At 34.0% G+C, this 18,505-nt stretch carries 17 protein-coding genes; 13 read left to right on the forward strand and 4 right to left on the reverse strand.

What is annotated here, in order from left to right; translation table 11 throughout:
- Nucleotides 1-62 precede the first annotated feature (62 nt).
- From THEBR_RS03445 to rlmD, 10 genes are all read left to right on the forward strand, one after another.
- Nucleotides 63-296, forward strand: a complete 234-nt coding sequence (locus THEBR_RS03445) for a hypothetical protein (RefSeq protein ID WP_003868318.1) — start codon at nt 63-65, stop codon at nt 294-296.
- 106 nt (nt 297-402) lie between these two features.
- Nucleotides 403-1,359, forward strand: coding sequence for a DNA-binding protein WhiA (gene whiA, locus THEBR_RS03450; protein WP_012269129.1), 957 nt, complete (start codon nt 403-405; stop codon nt 1,357-1,359).
- A complete protein-coding gene (locus THEBR_RS03455; protein ID WP_003870522.1) occupies nt 1,359-1,625 on the forward strand; it encodes an HPr family phosphocarrier protein in 267 nt (88 codons plus the stop codon). Before whiA ends, THEBR_RS03455 begins: the two co-directional genes overlap by 1 nt.
- 50 nt (nt 1,626-1,675) lie before the next feature.
- On the forward strand, nt 1,676-2,983 hold the full coding sequence (locus THEBR_RS03460) for a DRTGG domain-containing protein (RefSeq protein WP_003870521.1): 1,308 nt from the start codon (nt 1,676-1,678) through the stop codon (nt 2,981-2,983).
- Nucleotides 2,984-2,993: 10 nt separating this feature from the next.
- Entirely contained in the window at nt 2,994-6,431 is a 3,438-nt protein-coding gene (locus THEBR_RS03465; protein WP_012269130.1) for a DNA polymerase III subunit alpha, read from the forward strand.
- Between the two features lie 83 nt (nt 6,432-6,514).
- Entirely contained in the window at nt 6,515-6,712 is a 198-nt protein-coding gene (locus tag THEBR_RS03470) for a hypothetical protein (protein WP_003868324.1), read from the forward strand.
- Nucleotides 6,713-6,788: 76 nt separating this feature from the next.
- A complete protein-coding gene (gene pfkA, locus THEBR_RS03475; protein ID WP_003868325.1) occupies nt 6,789-7,754 on the forward strand; it encodes a 6-phosphofructokinase in 966 nt (321 codons plus the stop codon).
- A 22-nt stretch (nt 7,755-7,776) separates the two neighbouring features.
- Nucleotides 7,777-9,528, forward strand: a complete 1,752-nt coding sequence (gene pyk, locus THEBR_RS03480) for a pyruvate kinase (protein ID WP_003868326.1) — start codon at nt 7,777-7,779, stop codon at nt 9,526-9,528.
- A gap of 51 nt (nt 9,529-9,579) precedes the next feature.
- On the forward strand, nt 9,580-9,996 hold the full coding sequence (locus THEBR_RS03485; protein ID WP_012269131.1) for an acyl-CoA thioesterase: 417 nt from the start codon (nt 9,580-9,582) through the stop codon (nt 9,994-9,996).
- Nucleotides 9,997-10,196: 200 nt separating this feature from the next.
- Nucleotides 10,197-11,579, forward strand: a complete 1,383-nt coding sequence (rlmD, locus tag THEBR_RS03490) for a 23S rRNA (uracil(1939)-C(5))-methyltransferase RlmD (RefSeq protein ID WP_012269132.1) — start codon at nt 10,197-10,199, stop codon at nt 11,577-11,579.
- A gap of 95 nt (nt 11,580-11,674) precedes the next feature.
- On the opposite strand, the gene THEBR_RS03495 is transcribed toward rlmD, so the two are convergent.
- The 3 genes from THEBR_RS03495 to THEBR_RS03505 all read right to left on the reverse strand — a co-directional run bounded on the left by THEBR_RS03495 (nt 11,675) and on the right by THEBR_RS03505 (nt 13,598).
- Nucleotides 11,675-11,869 carry a YgaP family membrane protein gene (locus THEBR_RS03495; RefSeq protein WP_004401566.1) on the reverse strand — a complete coding sequence of 65 codons (195 nt, stop codon included), beginning with the start codon at nt 11,867-11,869 and terminating at the stop codon, nt 11,675-11,677.
- A gap of 78 nt (nt 11,870-11,947) precedes the next feature.
- Entirely contained in the window at nt 11,948-12,181 is a 234-nt protein-coding gene (locus tag THEBR_RS03500) for a cyclic nucleotide-binding domain-containing protein (RefSeq protein ID WP_013570794.1), read from the reverse strand.
- A 64-nt stretch (nt 12,182-12,245) separates the two neighbouring features.
- The gene (locus tag THEBR_RS03505; protein ID WP_012269133.1) at nt 12,246-13,598 is read right to left on the reverse strand and encodes an MATE family efflux transporter; all 1,353 of its coding nucleotides are present in this window, start codon (nt 13,596-13,598) and stop codon (nt 12,246-12,248) included.
- 216 nt (nt 13,599-13,814) lie between these two features.
- On the opposite strand from THEBR_RS03505, the gene cimA reads away from it, so the two are divergent.
- The 3 genes from cimA (at nt 13,815) to THEBR_RS03520 (ending at nt 17,259) form a co-directional block, all read left to right on the forward strand.
- Complete coding sequence (gene cimA, locus THEBR_RS03510) at nt 13,815-15,377, forward strand: citramalate synthase (RefSeq protein ID WP_012269134.1); 1,563 nt, start codon at nt 13,815-13,817, stop codon at nt 15,375-15,377.
- Between the two features lie 91 nt (nt 15,378-15,468).
- The gene (locus THEBR_RS03515) at nt 15,469-16,407 is read left to right on the forward strand and encodes a DUF1848 domain-containing protein (RefSeq protein WP_003871324.1); all 939 of its coding nucleotides are present in this window, start codon (nt 15,469-15,471) and stop codon (nt 16,405-16,407) included.
- Nucleotides 16,408-16,479: 72 nt separating this feature from the next.
- Nucleotides 16,480-17,259, forward strand: coding sequence for an alpha/beta hydrolase (locus THEBR_RS03520; RefSeq protein WP_003871325.1), 780 nt, complete (start codon nt 16,480-16,482; stop codon nt 17,257-17,259).
- Nucleotides 17,260-17,274: 15 nt separating this feature from the next.
- Here THEBR_RS03520 and pepT read toward each other — a convergent pair whose 3' ends face one another.
- The gene (pepT, locus tag THEBR_RS03525) at nt 17,275-18,501 is read right to left on the reverse strand and encodes a peptidase T (RefSeq protein WP_004401542.1); all 1,227 of its coding nucleotides are present in this window, start codon (nt 18,499-18,501) and stop codon (nt 17,275-17,277) included.
- Nucleotides 18,502-18,505 lie beyond the last annotated feature (4 nt).

Here is an 18,505-nt window from a genome sequence, read left to right on the forward strand (position 1 = left end):
ATAGAAAAATATAGGGGAATTAAAATTCCCCTATATTTTTTAAAAAAAACAGGGGTGATGGTATGAAAGATACATCCCGCTATGGCAGAGATTATCAATATTATAAGGATTATGAGAGATTATATGGAAGTTACGACATTACAAAGCTTATCACATTAAAAAAATTAGTTGAAGCAAGTGAATATGAAGAGTGGAAAGATTACAAAGAGTTCAAGGAATGGTGTAATTCTGAAGAAAGACATAATTGGAAAAATTCACCTAAATATATTGAATGGGAAAAGAAAAAATTATTGTAGTTTGCTATAAACTTATAAACCCCTTTTTGTTCATTTGTTTTTTAAAGGGGTTTTTTTTTTGAAATAATGTAGTATAATAAAGATAAGCCTATTGAGGTGATGCTTTATGTCATTTTCTTCAGATACAAAAGACGAATTGGCAAGGATTTATCCTGAAGAGGAAGAAAGTAAAATAGCAGAGTTAGCTGCTTTGATTAGGACGATAGGCAGCATTTCAATGTATGGCAATGGAAAAATTTCTTTGACCTTTACTACAGAAAATGCTTCTGTGGCGAGATTAGTTTTTAAGTTAATAAAAGATTTATTTGGAATAATTCCTGAGACAATGGTAAGAAGAGGTAGATATCTAAAAAAAACCTTAAGCTACCTTATCTTTGTACCTGATACAAAAATTGCAGAAGAAATTTTAGGTAAAGTTAAGATATTGAATTATGAGAAAGGTCATATAAAATTAAATTATGGGATAGACCAAAAGATTGTAAAAAACAGTAAAGCAAAAAAAGCTTATTTAAGAGGAGCTTTTTTAGGGGGTGGTTCAATAAGCGATCCTGAAAAAGCTTATCATATGGAGTTTATTACTCATAATTTAGAACACGGGAAAGATTTAAGTAAATTGATAAATTCTTTTGACTTAAATTCAAAGGTTATTGCAAGAAAAAATAATTATGTAGTATACTTAAAAGAAGGAGAGCAAATTGTTGATGTTTTAAATATAATGGGGGCCCACAGTGCTCTTTTGAACTTGGAAAATATACGAGTATACAAAGAAATGAGAAACAATGTAAATAGAATTGTAAATTGTGAAACTGCAAATTTGACAAAAACTATTAATGCATCTTTAAGGCAAATAGAGAGTATAAATTACATTAAAGAGACAGTAGGACTTGATTATTTGCCGCCTAATTTGAAAGAGGTGGCGGAACTCAGGATTAATTATCCTGATCTGAGCTTAAAAGAATTAGGACAAATGCTAGTTCCTCCTGTCGGTAAGTCAGGAGTGAATCATAGACTTAGGAAAATTGAAGAAATTTCAAAGAAATTGAAAGAGAGGAGAGTTCAATAATGAAAGAAGTTACGATTGAAATTAAAAATAAGACGGGGCTTCATGCAAGACCTGCAGCATTATTTGTACAAACTGCTAGCAAATTTTCCTCACAAATATGGGTAGAGAAGGATAACAAAAAAGTAAATGCCAAAAGTATAATGGGAATTATGTCTCTTGGAGTTTCACAAGGCAATGTTGTCAAATTGAGTGCCGAAGGAGACGACGAAGAGGCTGCTATAAAAGCATTGGTCGACCTTATTGAATCAAAATTCGGTGAGGAGTAAACAAAAAAGGTTTCTTTTTAGAAACCTTTTTTGTATAAAGGATGATAGTTATGAAAAAAAATGAAATTGTATTGGAATATATAAAAAATTTACCTGAAGGTACAAAAATTTCAGTAAGAGGTCTTGCACAGGCTTTACATATAAGTGAAGGTACTGCTTACAAAGCTATAAAGGATGCAGAAAATTTAATGCTTGTGACTACGATTCCAAGAGTGGGAACTATAAGAAGGAAACAAAAAGATCCATTTTTTGACCGTCTTACTTATGAGGTTATTACAGATGTAGTAGAAGGGACAGTATTAGGCGGCCATGGTGGAATGGGGATGGAACTTCACAAGTTTCTAATTGGAGCCATGACCATTGATGAAATGGTGAAGTACATAACTCCAGGGGACCTTGTAATTTTGGGAAATAGAGAAGATGCGCAGGAAGCGGCTTTGAAAGCAGGGGCAGCAGTGATGATTACAGGAGGTTTTGATACGTTACCTCACATAAAAGAACTGGCGGATAAGCTTTCATTGCCGCTTATATCTACTTCTTATGACACTTTTACTGTAGCGACTCTTATAAACAAGGCGATCAATGAAAGTATGACACGAAAAAAGATTTTGTACGTCAGCGACGTAATGACATATAATCCAATCTATATGACGCCTCAACAAACAGTAAAAGATTGGAAAAAATTATATACAGAGACTAAACATACCAGATATCCCGTTGTTGATTCTAAAGGGATGTTAGTCGGTATGGTAACTTCAAGAGATGTTGCCACTGCATCGGATGATGATAAAATTGGGAGTATTATGACTCCTAACCCTGTATTTGTAACGGATACTACTACGCTCTCTTATGCAGCCCATCTGATGATATGGTGGAATGTAGAGATACTACCTGTGACTCGTGGCAGAGAATTGATAGGACTCATAAGCAGGGAAGATGTAATTAAGGCCCTACATTATACGACAAAACAGCCCCAGATTAGTGAAGCTATTCAAGATACAATTTTTAAAGATTTTGATATGGAAAAAATAGAAAATGGAGTAAAATTTAAAGGTAAGATTCCTTCGATGATGATTAACCAATTTGGTACAGTAAGTAGCAGTGCCTTGATGATGTTAATGTGTGAATCTGGTATTTTTGCTATAACGCAGAATAAAAGATATGATGCAGTTTTGGATAATTTCTCAATTTATTTTATAAAACCCATGCGCACAGAAGAAGTAATAGAAGTTTTCGCAAAAATAATAGAGGTTAGTAATAATTTTAGTAAGTTGGAAATTCAAATCATTCATGAAAAAGAAGAAATTGCAAAGGCGTTGATGTCTGTCAGGCTTTCTAAAAGAATAAAGATGGCTTAGGTGATATATTATGTTTGTCCATTTACACGTTCATTCTGAATACAGTTTACTTGACGGTTCTTGCAGAATCAAGGATTTGATTGCTAAAACTAAAGAGTTAAACATGAAAGCCATAGCTATTACAGACCATGGAGTGATGTATGGCGTAATAGATTTTTATAAAGAAGCCGTAGCACAAGGAATAAAACCTATTATAGGCTGTGAAATTTATGTAGCCCCTCGAAGCATGCAGGATAGAGAATATGGGATTGATAATGAAAATTATCACTTGGTGTTACTGGCAAAAGATATGACAGGGTATAAAAATTTAATGAAGATAGTGACTGTGGCTTCAATTGAGGGCTTTTATTATAAACCGCGAGTTGACAGAGAGTTTTTAAAAGAGCACAGTGAGGGGCTAATCGCTTTAAGTGCTTGCCTTGCAGGAGAAGTTCCTTCTTATATCTTAAGAGGTGAGTATGAAAAAGCGAAAGAGGCAGCACTTTTTTACGATTCTATTTTTGGACGAGGGAATTTTTATTTAGAACTGCAGGACCATGGAATTTTAGAACAGCAAAAGGTAAATAAAGAGCTTATAAGACTATCCAAAGAGACAGGAATACCTTTAGTTGCTACTAATGATGTACACTATCTTGAAAAAAAAGACGCAAAAGCTCATGAAGTGCTTTTGTGCATTCAAACAGGGAAGACAATTGATGATGAAGATCGCATGTCTTTTCCAACTGATGAATTTTATTTAAAATCTCCAGAAGAGATGGAGAATCTTTTTTCTTGTTGTAAAGAGGCCATTGAAAATACTGAGAAGATTGCAGACATGTGCAATGTAGAATTTGAGTTTAATAAGACGAAATTGCCCAAATACGATTTGCCAGAAGGCGTTGATTCCTGTGAATATTTGAGAAATTTATGTTATGAAGGATTGTACAAGAGGTACAAAAATCCAGGCAAAGAAGTGATTGAAAGATTAGATTACGAACTTTCTGTGATAAAGCAAATGGGATATGTGGATTATTTCCTCATAGTGTGGGACTTTATAAAGTTTGCAAAAGACAACGGGATTATGACGGGACCAGGAAGAGGTTCTGCGGCAGGTAGTTTGGTAGCCTATACGTTGGGAATAACTAACATAGATCCTATAAAATACAACCTTCTTTTTGAGAGGTTTTTAAACCCTGAGAGGGTCAGCATGCCTGATATTGATTCAGACTTTTGTTATGAGAGAAGACAAGAAGTAATTGATTACGTTGTAAAAAAATATGGTAAGGACAATGTGGCTCAAATTATAACTTTTGGTACAATGGCGGCGAGAGCGGTTATAAGGGATGTAGGAAGGGCTTTAAATTATCCCTATGCAGAGGTAGATACAATAGCTAAAATGATTCCTTTTGAATTGGGAATGACTATTGATAAAGCTTTATCTTTAAACCCTGAACTTAAAGCGCGATACGAAAATGAAGAAAAAGTAAAACAGCTTATTGATATTTCCAGGTCTTTAGAAGGCCTTCCTAGACATGCCTCTACTCATGCTGCGGGAGTAGTAATATCAAAAGAACCCCTTGTCAACTACGTGCCACTGCAAAAAAATGAGGATTCCATAGTGACCCAATTTCCGATGACCACCCTTGAAGAGTTAGGACTTTTGAAGATGGACTTTTTGGGACTGAGAACTTTGACGGTTATAAGGGATACAATTGAAATGGTAAAAAAGAACAAGGGTGTGATTATAGACTTTGATTCTATGGGGTACGATGACCTTAAAGTTTATGAACTTATATCAAAAGGGGAAACAGAAGGAGTTTTTCAATTAGAGTCTCCAGGAATGAAACAGTTTATGACAGAATTAAAGCCTAAAAACCTTGAGGACATAATAGCAGGAATTTCTCTCTATCGCCCCGGACCTATGGACCAAATTCCAAGATATCTTGCAAATAGAAATCACCCAGAGAGTATAGTCTATGACCATCCTCTTTTAAAGCCAATTTTAGACGTAACTTATGGCTGCATGGTGTATCAGGAGCAAGTTATGCAAATTGTAAGAGATGTCGCTGGTTACTCTTTAGGCAGGTCTGACTTGGTAAGACGAGCTATGGCTAAAAAGAAAATGGATGTAATGGAACAAGAAAGAAAGAATTTTATCTATGGGATAGTTGATGAAGAGGGAAATGTGATAGTTCCAGGGGCTTTAAGAAATGGATTAGACGAGGTAACTGCTAATAAACTTTTTGACGAAATGCTAGATTTTGCAAACTATGCTTTTAATAAATCTCATGCTGCGGCTTATGCTGTTATAGCTTATCAGACTGCATATTTGAAAAGGTATTATCCTGTAGAATTTATGGCAGCTCTTTTAAACAGTTTTGTAGATAACTTGGACAAGATTGCTTTTTATGTTCAGGTGTGTAAAAAAATGGGTATAAAAGTGCTACCGCCAGATATAAATGAGAGTGATTCATATTTTACAGTGGTAGAGGATAAAATAAGGTTTGGCCTTAGTGCAGTAAAAAATGTTGGTTTAAATATGACAATGGAAATCGTAAGTGAAAGAGAAAGAAATGGGAAATTTAAATCTGTAGTCGACTTTTTTGAGAGGATGCAGGACAGTCAATTAAATAAAAAAGCAGTGGAAAGCTTAATTAAAGCAGGAGCTTTTAGTTCTTTTGGAGTGCGGCGTTCTCAACTTCTATCAGTATATGACAAATTAATGGAAAATATAAAGAAAAATAGAAATAATAATTTAAATGGGCAGATTTCTTTATTTGGAGAAGTAGAACAAAGTCATGGGGTGGAATTTGAATTTCCTGATTTAGAAGAATTTCCTAAAAACAGATTGTTGTCCATGGAAAAAGAAACTTTAGGCCTTTATATAAGTGGGCATCCTCTAGAAGAATACATGGAGGATATTCCTAAAATTACTAATGCCACTACTTTGGATTTTAAAGTTAGCGAAGAGGAAATGTTTCAGCCTAAATTGCAAGATAACCAAGAAGTAGTGATAGCAGGAGTTATAGCTACAAAAAAAATTAAATTTACCAAAAATAACAATATGATGGCTTTTGTCACAATTGAGGACTTATATGGTACTGTAGAAGTAATAGTATTTCCAACTGTATATGAAAAGTATTCCAGTATAATAAAAGAAGACAACCCGGTTGTAGTGAGAGGAAAGGTTAGTTTAAAGGAAGAGGAAGAGCCTAAGATTTTATGCGATGAAATTAAGCTGTTGTCACAAGCGATAGTGAAAAAACTTTATCTTAATTTGCAGGATTCTACAAAGATTGAGATTGTTAAACAAATATTACGTAAAAATCCTGGTAATATGCCAGTAGTTTTAAAGCTTAATAGTAAAAAATTATTGGCGGCTAATAGAGACTTGTGGGTAAATGGAAGTAAGGAATTAATTAAACAACTGTATGTTGTTTTAGGAGAGGAAAATGTCAAAGTAATTTGAAATAAGCATTTGCAAATTTTTGAGTTGATAACTGCAAAAAAATAGATTAAAATATAATTTAGAAATACTAAGGAGGCCGTTTTATGTGGACGGTAATATACATGGCACAAGATATGGAGACAGCAGAAAAGGTCAAAGACGTTTTAACAAAAGAAGGTTTTTTGGTAAAATTGCGTCCACTTAATAAAAAAATAGACAAAAAAGGTTCTTATTGTGAGGTTTTAGTTCCAAAAGCAGAAGCTCAAGATGCGCAAAGCATTATTATTGAGTATGGCTTATAATTTTTTGCCCGAAAGGGCTGCTTTAACGAAAATGGGACAAGTAAAGTCCATGTGGGATAAAATGAGGAGGTAAAGTATGAAAACAATTGGTATACTTACGAGTGGTGGAGATGCACCAGGGATGAACGCAGCTATAAGGGCTGTGGTGAGGACAGGAATTTATTATGGGCTTAAAGTAAAAGGTATTATGAGGGGATATGCAGGCTTAGTAGAGGATGAAGTTATTGACTTAAATCTTTCTTCAGTAGGAGATATATTGCAAAAAGGCGGTACTATTTTGAGAACTGCTAGATGTGAAGAATTTAAGAAAAAAGAGGTGCGCAAAAAAGCTTACGAAACCCTTCAAAAACATGGAATAGAAGGTCTCGTTGTAATTGGAGGAGATGGCTCTTTTAGAGGAGCACAGCTTTTGAGTGAAGAATGGAATGTAAATACAATTGGAATTCCAGGTACAATTGACAATGACATACCTTGTACAGATTATACAATAGGTTTTGATACAGCTTGTAATACTGTTATTGATGCAATAAATAAAATAAGGGATACTGCTACTTCCCATGAGAGAGCAAATATAATAGAAGTGATGGGAAGAAATGCGGGTTACATTGCTTTGTATGCTGGTCTAGCTGGTGGAGCGGAGATGATTATACTTCCTGAAGTGGAATGGAGCATCGATGAACTTTGCGATAAAATTACTTACGGGATAAAGAGAGGAAAGCTTCATCATATAATTGTCCTTGCAGAAGGAGTTATGAGCGCTCCAGAACTAGCGAAAATGATTAAAGAAAGGCTACCAAAATTGGACTTAAGGTATACTATTTTGGGGCACATTCAAAGAGGTGGAGCTCCTACAGTGATGGATAGGGTATTGGCAAGCCAAATGGGAGCAAGAGCAGTGGAGTTGCTTTTAGAAAATAAAACCAAGAGGATAATAAGTATACGAAACAATCAAATTGTAGACGATGATATAGATGAAGCCCTTTCCATGAAAAAGGAGTTTAACAGAAAACTTTATGAGCTCAGCAAGATATTGTCTATATAAATAAATTTTAGGGAGTGAAGGTATGCGCAGAACAAAAATAGTGTGTACAATAGGACCTGCCAGCGAAGACTATAATATACTGAGAAAATTAATTGAGAAAGGTATGAACGTTGCTCGATTGAATTTTTCTCATGGGGATTTTGAAGAGCATGGGGCAAGAATTGACAATATTAAAAAGATAAGAGAAGAATTCGGGCTACCTGTTGCTATTTTGTTGGATACTAAAGGTCCAGAGATAAGGACAGGAAAGTTTAAAAATGGCGGAGTGGAATTAAAAGAAGGACAAACTTTTGTCATTACGACAAGAGATGTATTAGGAGACGAAACTATATGCAGTGTATCCTATAAAGGGTTGCCTCAAGATGTGGAAAGAGGTAGCCGCATACTAATTGACGATGGGTTAATTTCTCTAAAGGTTACTGATGTTAAAGGAGAAGATATAGTTTGTATTGTAGAAAATTCTGGTCCTGTAAAAGACCATAAAGGAGTAAATGTTCCAGGAGTAAAACTCAATCTTCCTGCTTTGACTCAAAAAGACGTAGATGATATAGAGTTTGGAATTAAAAAAGGTATTGATATAATTGCGGCTTCTTTTGTTAGAAAAGCAGCTGATGTTTTGGCAATAAGAAGACTTTTAGAAGAAAATAAGGCAGAGCATATTTTAATTATTGCTAAGATAGAAAATCGCGAAGGAGTAGAAAATATAGACGAAATCATTAAGGTTTCAGATGGAATAATGGTAGCCAGAGGAGATTTAGGTGTTGAGATTCCTCTTGAAGAAATACCAATCGTTCAAAAGATGATTATACAAAAATGCAATAAAGCAGGGAAACCTGTAATTACTGCAACTCAAATGTTAGACTCTATGATGAGAAATCCAAGGCCTACAAGAGCAGAAGTTACAGATGTAGCAAACGCTATTCTAGATGGGACAGATGCTATAATGCTATCAGGGGAGACAGCTCAAGGTAAATACCCCATAGAGGCCTTTGAGACAATGGCAAAGATTGCAGAAAAGACAGAAGCTTATGTGGGATACAGAGATATCATTGATAGAAATATTGATACAAATGTTTCTATTACAAACGCTATAAGCCATGCAACTTGTACTACTGCAAGAGATATAGGTGCAGCTGCTATAATAACTTGTACTAAATCTGGCTATACAGCGAGAATGGTATCAAGGTACAGACCTCAAGCTCCGATTATTGCTACTACTCCAAGCGAAAGTGTTGCAAGGAAGCTCTCTATAGTCTGGGGAGTATATCCTTTAGTTACAGAAGAGGTTTCTACTACAGATGAAATGATAGATGTTGCAATACAAAGTGCTTTAACTGCTGGACTTATAAGAAATGGCGATATCGTAGTAATTTCTGCAGGAATTCCTGTAGCTATGACAGGTACCACCAACATGTTGAAGGTACATATAGTAGGAGATGTTTTGTTGAGAGGAATAGGTATAGGTTCTAAGGCTACTACAGGTGTTGTATGTGTTATTAATGATATCAGCAAAGACAAAGATAAATTTAGAGAAGGCGATATAATAGTAACTGCAAAGACAGAAAGAGATTTTATGCCTCTTATAGAGAAAGCTTCTGCTATAATCACAGAAGAAGGAGGGCTTACTTCTCACGCAGCTATTGTGGGATTAAACTTAGGAATTCCTGTAGTTGTAGGTTGTGAAGGAGCGACTTCTAAATTAAAAGATGGCATGACTGTAACGGTTGACACAGTTAGAGGATTTGTGTATAAAGGAATTGTAAATATTAAATAAATAAGACAAGATTTTCTCTTGTCTTTGTTTTTTTAAGGAGTGATTTAAATTATGCATGTATGGGATGCCGAGGTAAGGGCTCGATACGGAGAAACGGACAAAATGGGTATAGTTTACTATTCTAATTATTTTAACTGGTTTGAAATTGGCAGGACAGAGTTTTTTCGCTCTTTAGGGATGTCCTATAGAAGTTTAGAAGAAAAAAATGTAATGCTACCTGTGATTGACGCACAGTGTAGATATTTTTCTTCTGCTTTGTACGATGACCTTATAATAATACGTACTCGATTAGAATTTGTTAAAGGAACCCGTCTTAAATTTTTATATGATATAATGCGAAAAGAGGATAACAAACTTTTAGCACAAGGTTATACAGAGCATCCCTTTACAAATCTTGAAAAAAAGCCTATCAATTTAAAAAAAGTCATGCCAGAAGTTTATGAAATGCTTGCAAAATGCTGTGATTAAAATTTATAAAAAATGGTATAAAATACTATAAAAATGAGTTATAATAAATAATAGGGTAACCGATTTTTTCTCAATACACTTTCTAAGTGTATTTTTTCTTTTTTATTCATAACAAACGTTTGCACAAATTTATGAAAACCCCTATATTTTTTTGCTATATAACGGTATAATAATTATGGGAAAAAGGAGGCGTTTTTGAATTGCACGACATAAAAGTAGGGGAAAAATACGAGGTATATATTGACAATATGGCCCATGAAGGCCAAGGAGTTGGAAGAATTGAAGGAGTGGCTGTCTTTGTAGAAGGAGCATTGACAGGAGAGAGGGTCGTTGCACAAATAGATAAAATTTCTAAAAATTACGTTATAGGTCATGTAGTAGAAATATTGGAAAAGTCCCGTGATAGAGTAGAACCTTTATGTCCTTATGCAGATAAGTGCGGTGGCTGTTCTTTACAGCATTTAAGCTACGAAGGGCAGTTAAAATATAAAACACAAAAAGTCAAAGACAATTTAGAGAGAATAGGCAAAGTGTATACTAGAGTCCACGATACCATAGGTATGGAAAAGCCTCAGCGGTATAGAAATAAAGCACAATTTCCAGTTGGAATGGTTGAAGGGAAAGCTGCTGTTACAGGTTTTTACGCTCCTCGCTCTCATGACATTGTGCCTGTGGAAAGTTGTATGATACAGCATGAGATTAGTGATGAGATTGCTAGGATTGTAAGGAATTGGATTAGAAAATACAACATATCTGTATATGACGAAAAAACAGGAAAAGGTCTGATAAGGCATATTGCCACAAGAGTTGCTTTTAAAACTGGGGAAGTTATGGCTGTTATTGTGATTAATGGAAAGGACATACCATATAAAAAACAACTGATTGATGCTTTAAAAGAAGAGATAAGGGGGCTTAAAAGTGTAGTAATAAATATTAATACCAAAAAAACTAATGTGATTATGGGGGAGGAAAATATAACTATTTACGGAAGCGATAATATTATTGACTATATAAAAGACATAAAATTTGAAATATCCCCTTTGTCATTTTTTCAGGTAAATCCTGTTCAAACAGAAGTCTTATACGGAAAAGCCCTTGAATATGCTGATTTAAAAGGTGAGGAGACTGTAATAGATGTGTATTGTGGTATAGGGACTATATCTTTGTTTGCAGCACAAAAGGCAGCCTTTGTCTATGGTATTGAGGCTGTCCACCAAGCAGTGGAAGACGCAAAGAGAAATGCTTACATAAATGGCATTAAAAACGTAGAATTTATTTCAGGGGATGCGGAAAAAGTAATGCCTGAGTTAGTTGATAAAGGAGTCAAAGCAGATGTAGTTATAATGGATCCTCCAAGAAAGGGCTGTGATACATCTGTTTTAGAAGCAGTTATAAAAATGAATCCGAAAAAAATTGTATACGTCTCTTGCAATCCTTCCACATTAGCACGGGATTTAAGATACCTTGAGGACAATGGATACAAAACGATGGAAGTTCAGCCTGTTGATATGTTTCCTTATACGTATCATGTGGAAAGTGTGGCGTTGGCGTTGCGTTCAATTTTTAAAGACCTATCAAATTAATGGAGGGTATTAACCCCTCACATTAATTTGATAAAAAATTATACACCATTGACTGATTTAAAATTTAAAACTAAGATATTACATAAAGAAAATTTTTATTTTTTTGTTGAACATGTATTAATGCCAAATAAGGCATATAATGGGCAGAAACCAAAAGCAGCTGTTAATATTGGCACAAGTCCTATTAATCCCAAAAATCTTAGGTTACTATGAACTAAAAACAACAGACTCAACAAAGCTATTCCTATTATATATCTGATTATTTTATCAATTTTTCCAACATTTTTCATTTTTATAACCTCCTCAATTTATTTTTCCTATCTTGATATCTATTATACAAGACTATAAAATTTAATTCAGTGACAAAGTCACATTAGAGTTATTTCCTTTCCTTCAGGAGAAAGTTTATATACTCTTACTACTCCATTTATAACAAAAACTATGTCGGTACAGTAATCTCCTTCTTCTAAAAGTTTTTCTCCATTTTTCAACTTGATAATTTTGATGATTTTCATAAAATTGTCTAACTTATTTTTATCCTTTAGGTTTTTAATAAAAGGGAATTTATTTTTGATTTCATGGATTAAGCCATCGTCAATCATTTTCTTTCCTCCAGTTGATTTTATAAAATGCTTAAATGGTGATAAAAAGGTGCAGTAAAGCGTATTAAAAATCTTTTACTGCACCTTTCAATTTGTTTATTTCTTTTCTAAAGTATAGATACATTGTACTTCCTTCAAAAGCCCATTGGATAGCTGTTACAAACCATACATATACAACTCCTAACTTTAAAATGTAGATGACTACGTACATAAGAGGAAGTCTTATAAACCAGCTGGATATTGTAGAGATAATAAAGGGAATCTTTGTATTTCCACTTCCTTTAAGGCCACCTCCATAAACCATGCCAACTGCCATAAAAGGTTGTTCAATAGAGGCTACCATAAGGCAGAGAATTCCTACTGCAATTACATCAGCATCTTTTATAAAAGCTCTCATAAAAAGATGAGGTATTGTAAGAAATAGTATAGACATTGTACCCATAATAGCTACAGCGAATAATGCTGCAATATTTGTATATCTTTTTGCACTTTCAAAGTCTTTTGCGCCAACCATTTGACCTGCCATTGTGGTTGCAGCCACTGCAAAACCCCATCCTGGCATAAAGGAGATAGATTCAATCGTAGTTGCAATTTGATTCGCTGCAAAAGCTACAGTTCCAAGGTGCATTATCATGAATATTGAAATAAGTCGACTTATGTCAAAGGCAGCTTCTTGAAGAGAAGCAGGAAAAGCAAGTTTTAGTATATTTACAATTATTTGTTTATCAAAGTTTACTATATCATGAAGCTCAATATTTAATATTTTTTGGCTGAAGTAATATGACATTATAAATATAAAGCCAGTGATTTGTGCTATAGTAGTAGCAATTGCAGAACCTTTTGCACCTAAAGCAGGAAAGCCTAATTTTCCAAATATTAAAATCCAATCCAATAAAATATTAATAAATATGATTATACTTGCTCCTATCATAGGTGTTTTTGTATTTCCTTGTGCTCTTAAAATTGTGTTTAATACATTCATAAACATATTAAAGAAAATACCTATTGATGCAAATTTTACGTATATTTTGCCTAAGAAAAGCACATTACCAGTAGCACCTGCTATTATTAAAAAATACTCTGCAAAAGTAAAAAGTATTAAAGAAATAAATAAAGCAACAATAAATCCTAAAAAAATTCCTTGAGATGCGTATTTTTCAGCAGCTTCAAAATCTTTCGCTCCTATACTGCGGGCGACATAAGAAGTTATTCCTATAGAGATTCCCATTGCAATAAAAATATTAGAGAAGGTATATATAATTTCTGAAGCAAGACCTACAGCGCTGACACTGTCTTTACCGCCAAATTGCCCCACCATCATCGTATCGACTACCCACACAACCATGTATAAAAGCATTTCTCCAACTGCAGGTAGTGCTAAATTAAGTATTTCTTTTATTTCTTTTTTAGTTGCCATATAACACCTCCTGTTTGTTGAGGAATTGGCGGTGGGCAAGTCATTTTACATCTAGCTTATTTACATGAAAGGAATCGTACTACTAATAGTATTATAGCACAACAGGAAAAAAGAAAGTAATGGAGTCGGAAGAATATAAATTTTTCTCTTCACTTTATCAGTTCAATTTGATAAAATATGTACTATACATAAAAAAGGTATAAAGGGGGATGCATTGTGAGGAACATACGGATATACGACACAACATTAAGAGACGGAGTTCAAGGACAAGGTATATCTTTTACTGTAGAAGACAAATTAAAGATAGTTAAGGTTCTTGATGAGTTTGGTGTAGCCTATATTGAGGCAGGTAATCCTGGGTCTAATCCTAAAGATATTGAATTTTTTGAAAGAGTTAAAAGTATTAAATTAAAAAATGCTAAATTAATCGCTTTTGGCAGCACAAGAAGAGCAAATACAACTACCAAAGAGGATGCTAATGTGATTTCTCTTTTAAATGCTGACACAGAGGTAGTAACTATTTTTGGCAAGTCATGGGATTTTCAAGTTACAGAAATTTTGAAAACCACTTTAGAAGAAAACTTAAAAATGATTTATGATACAGTAAAGTTTTTTAAAGACAAAGGTAAGTCAGTTATATTTGATGCAGAGCATTTTTTTGATGGTTACAAACAAAATCCAGAGTATGCTTTAAAGACATTAGAAGTAGCATTAGAGGCGGGAGTAGACAGTGTTTGTTTGTGTGATACAAAAGGTGGAGCTTTTCCGATGGAAGTTTATGATATAACAAAAACTGTTGTAGATAAATTTAATACGGAAGTAGGAATACATTGTCACAATGATAACGGAATGGCTGTTGCAGATTCTATAATGGCAGTACAAGCAGGGGCAATACAGCTGCAGGGTACAATAAATGGCTATGGGGAAAGGTGTGGCAATGCGAATTTATGTACCTTGATACCGAATTTGCAATTACTTATGGGATATAAATGTGTGCCTGATGAAAATCTAAAACAATTGACTCATTTAGCCAGATTTGTAAGTGAAATTGCAAATGTCACTTACGATGAAAGGGCGCCTTATGTTGGGAAAAATGCTTTTTCCCACAAAGCGGGGATGCATGCTGATGCTGTAAATAAAAATACTTATTCTTATGAACTGATTGACCCTTCTTTAGTGGGAAATAGTAGGACCTTTTTGATTTCTGAAGTTGCAGGCAGAGGAACAGTGCTAAATGCCATAAATGAAATAGATCCAACTATTACAAAGGATTCTCCTGAAACAAAGTTAATTTTAGATAAATTAAAAGAAATGGAGTATTTAGGGTATCAATATGAAAATGCAGGAGGTTCTTTAGAACTTTTGATAAGAAAGGTTCTTGGAAAATATAAACCAGCATTTAATTTAAAAGAGTTCAAAGTTATTGTAAATGAGCCTTCTGTAAATAGTGTTAATTCTTCAGCACTTATAAAAGTGGAAGTCGATAGTATAGAGGAGATAGCTGCAGCTGAGGGAGATGGGCCAGTACATGCTCTTGATAATGCTGTAAGAAGAGTACTGGAGAGATTTTACCCACAGATAAAAGAAATGAGGTTGACAGATTATAAAGTGAGGGTTTTGGATTCTAATTCTGCAACTGCTGCTAAAGTTAGAGTTATAATAGAGTCGACAGACGGAAAAGATTCATGGAGCACAATTGGGGTTTCTACAGATATTATTGAGGCCAGTTGGAGAGCCCTTGTTGATTCAATAGAGTACAAACTTAACAAAGAAAGTTAATTCAAAAGCGGAGAAATTGACATGAATTGTCATTGATGTTAAAGTAAAAATGAACATGTCAATTTCTCTTTTTTTGAAAGGAGAAATTTGAATGATAATAAGTGCAAGCAGGAGAACGGATATTCCGGCTTTTTACAGCGATTGGTTTTTTAAAAGAATTGAGGAAGGCTATGTTTTGGTGAGGAATCCTTTTAATTTTCATCAAGTCAGTAAAGTTTCTTTAAAGAAAGATGCAGTAGATGGCATTGTGTTTTGGACAAAAAATCCAGAAAAAATGATACCGAAATTGCATTTGATAGAGGACTATGCTTATTATTTTTTATTTACTTTAAATCCCTATGATAAAAGAATAGAGAGGAATGTGCCAGAAAAATCACATATAATTGAAGTTTTTAAAAAGCTGTCTAGCAAAATAGGGAAAGAGAGGGTAATTTGGCGTTATGACCCTATTATTTTAATTCCCGAATTTGATATAGAATACCATGTAAAAAGCTTTAAGGAAATAATGTCTGAACTTTATGGATATACATCAAAATGTATAATCAGTTTTGTGACTCTTTATCCTAAAGTTTACAAGACTTTGGAAAAAATAGGGGCTTATGAGATAAACAAGGAACAGAAGTTAGAAATTGCATATAGATTTTATGAAATAGCGAAAGAGCACTCAATTAAACTTGAGACTTGTGCAGAAGAATTGGATTTATCGCCCTATGGTATAGAGCATGCGAGATGTATAGATAAAACTTTAATAGAAGAGCTTTCAGGTAAAAAACTCAATATAGGAAAGGATAAGAATCAAAGGAAGTTTTGTGGTTGTGATGAAAGTATAGATATTGGTGCCTATGATACTTGTCTACATGGCTGTATTTATTGCTACGCAAACAGTAGTATCAGTACTATAAAAAGAAATACAAAGCAGTACAATGTAAATTCTCCTTTGTTGTGTAGCAAATTGACAGAAGAGGATGTAATAAAAGAAAGGGAAGTTAAATCTTGTGCTGTTTGGCAAACTTCAATTTTTGATAGATAAAAAATCTGTCTATGTGGAAAAGTTTTCTTGACTGTAGTATAATTGAATTATGAAATATTTGGAGGTGTTATTATGCAAAAGGCTGTTGAAATTACATATAACGGCAAAACTTTAAGAGGAATGATGCATTTGCCTGATGATGTTAAGGGTAAAGTGCCTATGGTAATAATGTTTCACGGTTTTACAGGCAATAAAGTAGAGTCTCACTTTATTTTTGTGAAGATGTCAAGAGCTTTAGAAAAAGTAGGTATTGGGAGTGTAAGGTTTGACTTTTATGGTTCTGGAGAAAGTGATGGGGACTTTAGTGAAATGACATTTAGCAGTGAATTGGAAGATGCAAGACAAATTTTAAAGTTTGTGAAAGAGCAACCTACGACTGACCCTGAGAGAATAGGACTACTTGGTTTGAGTATGGGAGGAGCTATTGCAGGGATTGTAGCAAGGGAATATAAAGATGAAATAAAGGCGTTGGTGCTATGGGCTCCAGCTTTTAATATGCCTGAGCTTATAATGCACGAAAGTGTAAAGCAATACGGAGCTATTATGGAACAATTGGGCTTTGTAGACATAGGAGGACATAAACTGAGTAAAGATTTTGTTGAGGATATTTCAAAATTAAATATATTTGAGCTGTCAAAAGGATACGATAAAAAAGTGCTTATAGTTCATGGGACAAATGATGAAGCGGTTGAATATAAAGTTTCTGATAGAATCTTAAAAGAGGTTTATGGGGATAACGCTACAAGAGTGACAATCGAAAATGCAGACCATACTTTTAAGAGTTTAGAATGGGAGAAAAAGGCGATTGAGGAGTCAGTAGAGTTTTTCAAAAAGGAATTGTTAAAGGGATAGCTCCATCGCTATCCCTTATTTTTCTGCGTAAAGCTCAATTATTTTTATTATAACTTCGACTGCTTTTTCCATTGCATATGTCGGTATAAATTCATATTTACCGTGAAAATTATGCCCTCCTGTGAATAAATTAGGTGTTGGAAGCCCCATATAGCTTAATCTTGCTCCATCAGTGCCTCCTCTTATAGGCACTATTTTAGGTTCCACTCCTACTAATTTCATTGCTTCTAATGCTGTATCGACTATGTGCATATGCTTTTCAATTATTTCTCTCATATTGTAATACTGGTCTTTAAGTTCAAGCTCTAGTGTGCCTTCACCATATTTTTTATTTAATGTTTCTACAATGCTTTTTAGGTATTCTTTTTTATCTAAAAAAGTTTGTTTATTAAAATCTCTGATAATATAATACATTTTAGTTTGTTCTACATTGCCTTCAAAATTGTTCAAATGATAAAAACCTTCATATCCTTCAGTATGGGCAGGAGTTTCATGTTCAGGTAACATATTTTGGAGTTCTATTCCAATCAAAATGGAGTTTTTCATCTTGCCTTTTGCTGTTCCAGGATGCACATTTCTGCCATTAATTTTGATTTTAGCACTGGCAGCATTGAAATTTTCGTATTCTATTTCTCCAATTCCACCGCCATCTACAGTATAAGCAAAATCACAATTAAATTTTTTTACATCAAATTTGTCTACACCCCTACCAATTTCTTCATCAGGTGTGAAGGCTACTTTTATATTGCCATGCTTTATTTCAGGATGATTTATTAAATATTCCATAGCTGTTATTATTTCTGCAATTCCTGCTTTATCATCAGCTCCCAAAAGAGTTGTTCCGTCTGTGGTGATTAAAGTTTTTCCTATGTAATTTTTAAGCTCTGGAAATTCAGTAGGAGATAATACTATGTTTTTTTCTTTGTTTAAGATTATATCTTTGCCATCATAATTTTCTATTATCTGAGGCTTTACGTCTTTGCCGCACATGTCAGGACTTGTGTCCATATGAGCTATAAATCCTATTGTAGGGAGTTTTTTGTCAGTATTTGAAGGAAGTAAAGCCGTAACATAACCGTTTTCATCTACATTTACCTCTTTAAGGCCTATTTCTTCAAGCTCATTTGCTAATTCTTTTGCAAATATTACTTGTCCCTCAGTGCTGGGATAAGTTGTTGAGTTTTCATCCGATGTTGTATGATATTTTACATATTTTAAAAATCTCTCCACTACTTTTGACATATTA

This window comes from Thermoanaerobacter brockii subsp. finnii Ako-1 (genome assembly GCF_000175295.2).
GTDB lineage: Bacteria > Bacillota > Thermoanaerobacteria > Thermoanaerobacterales > Thermoanaerobacteraceae > Thermoanaerobacter > Thermoanaerobacter pseudethanolicus.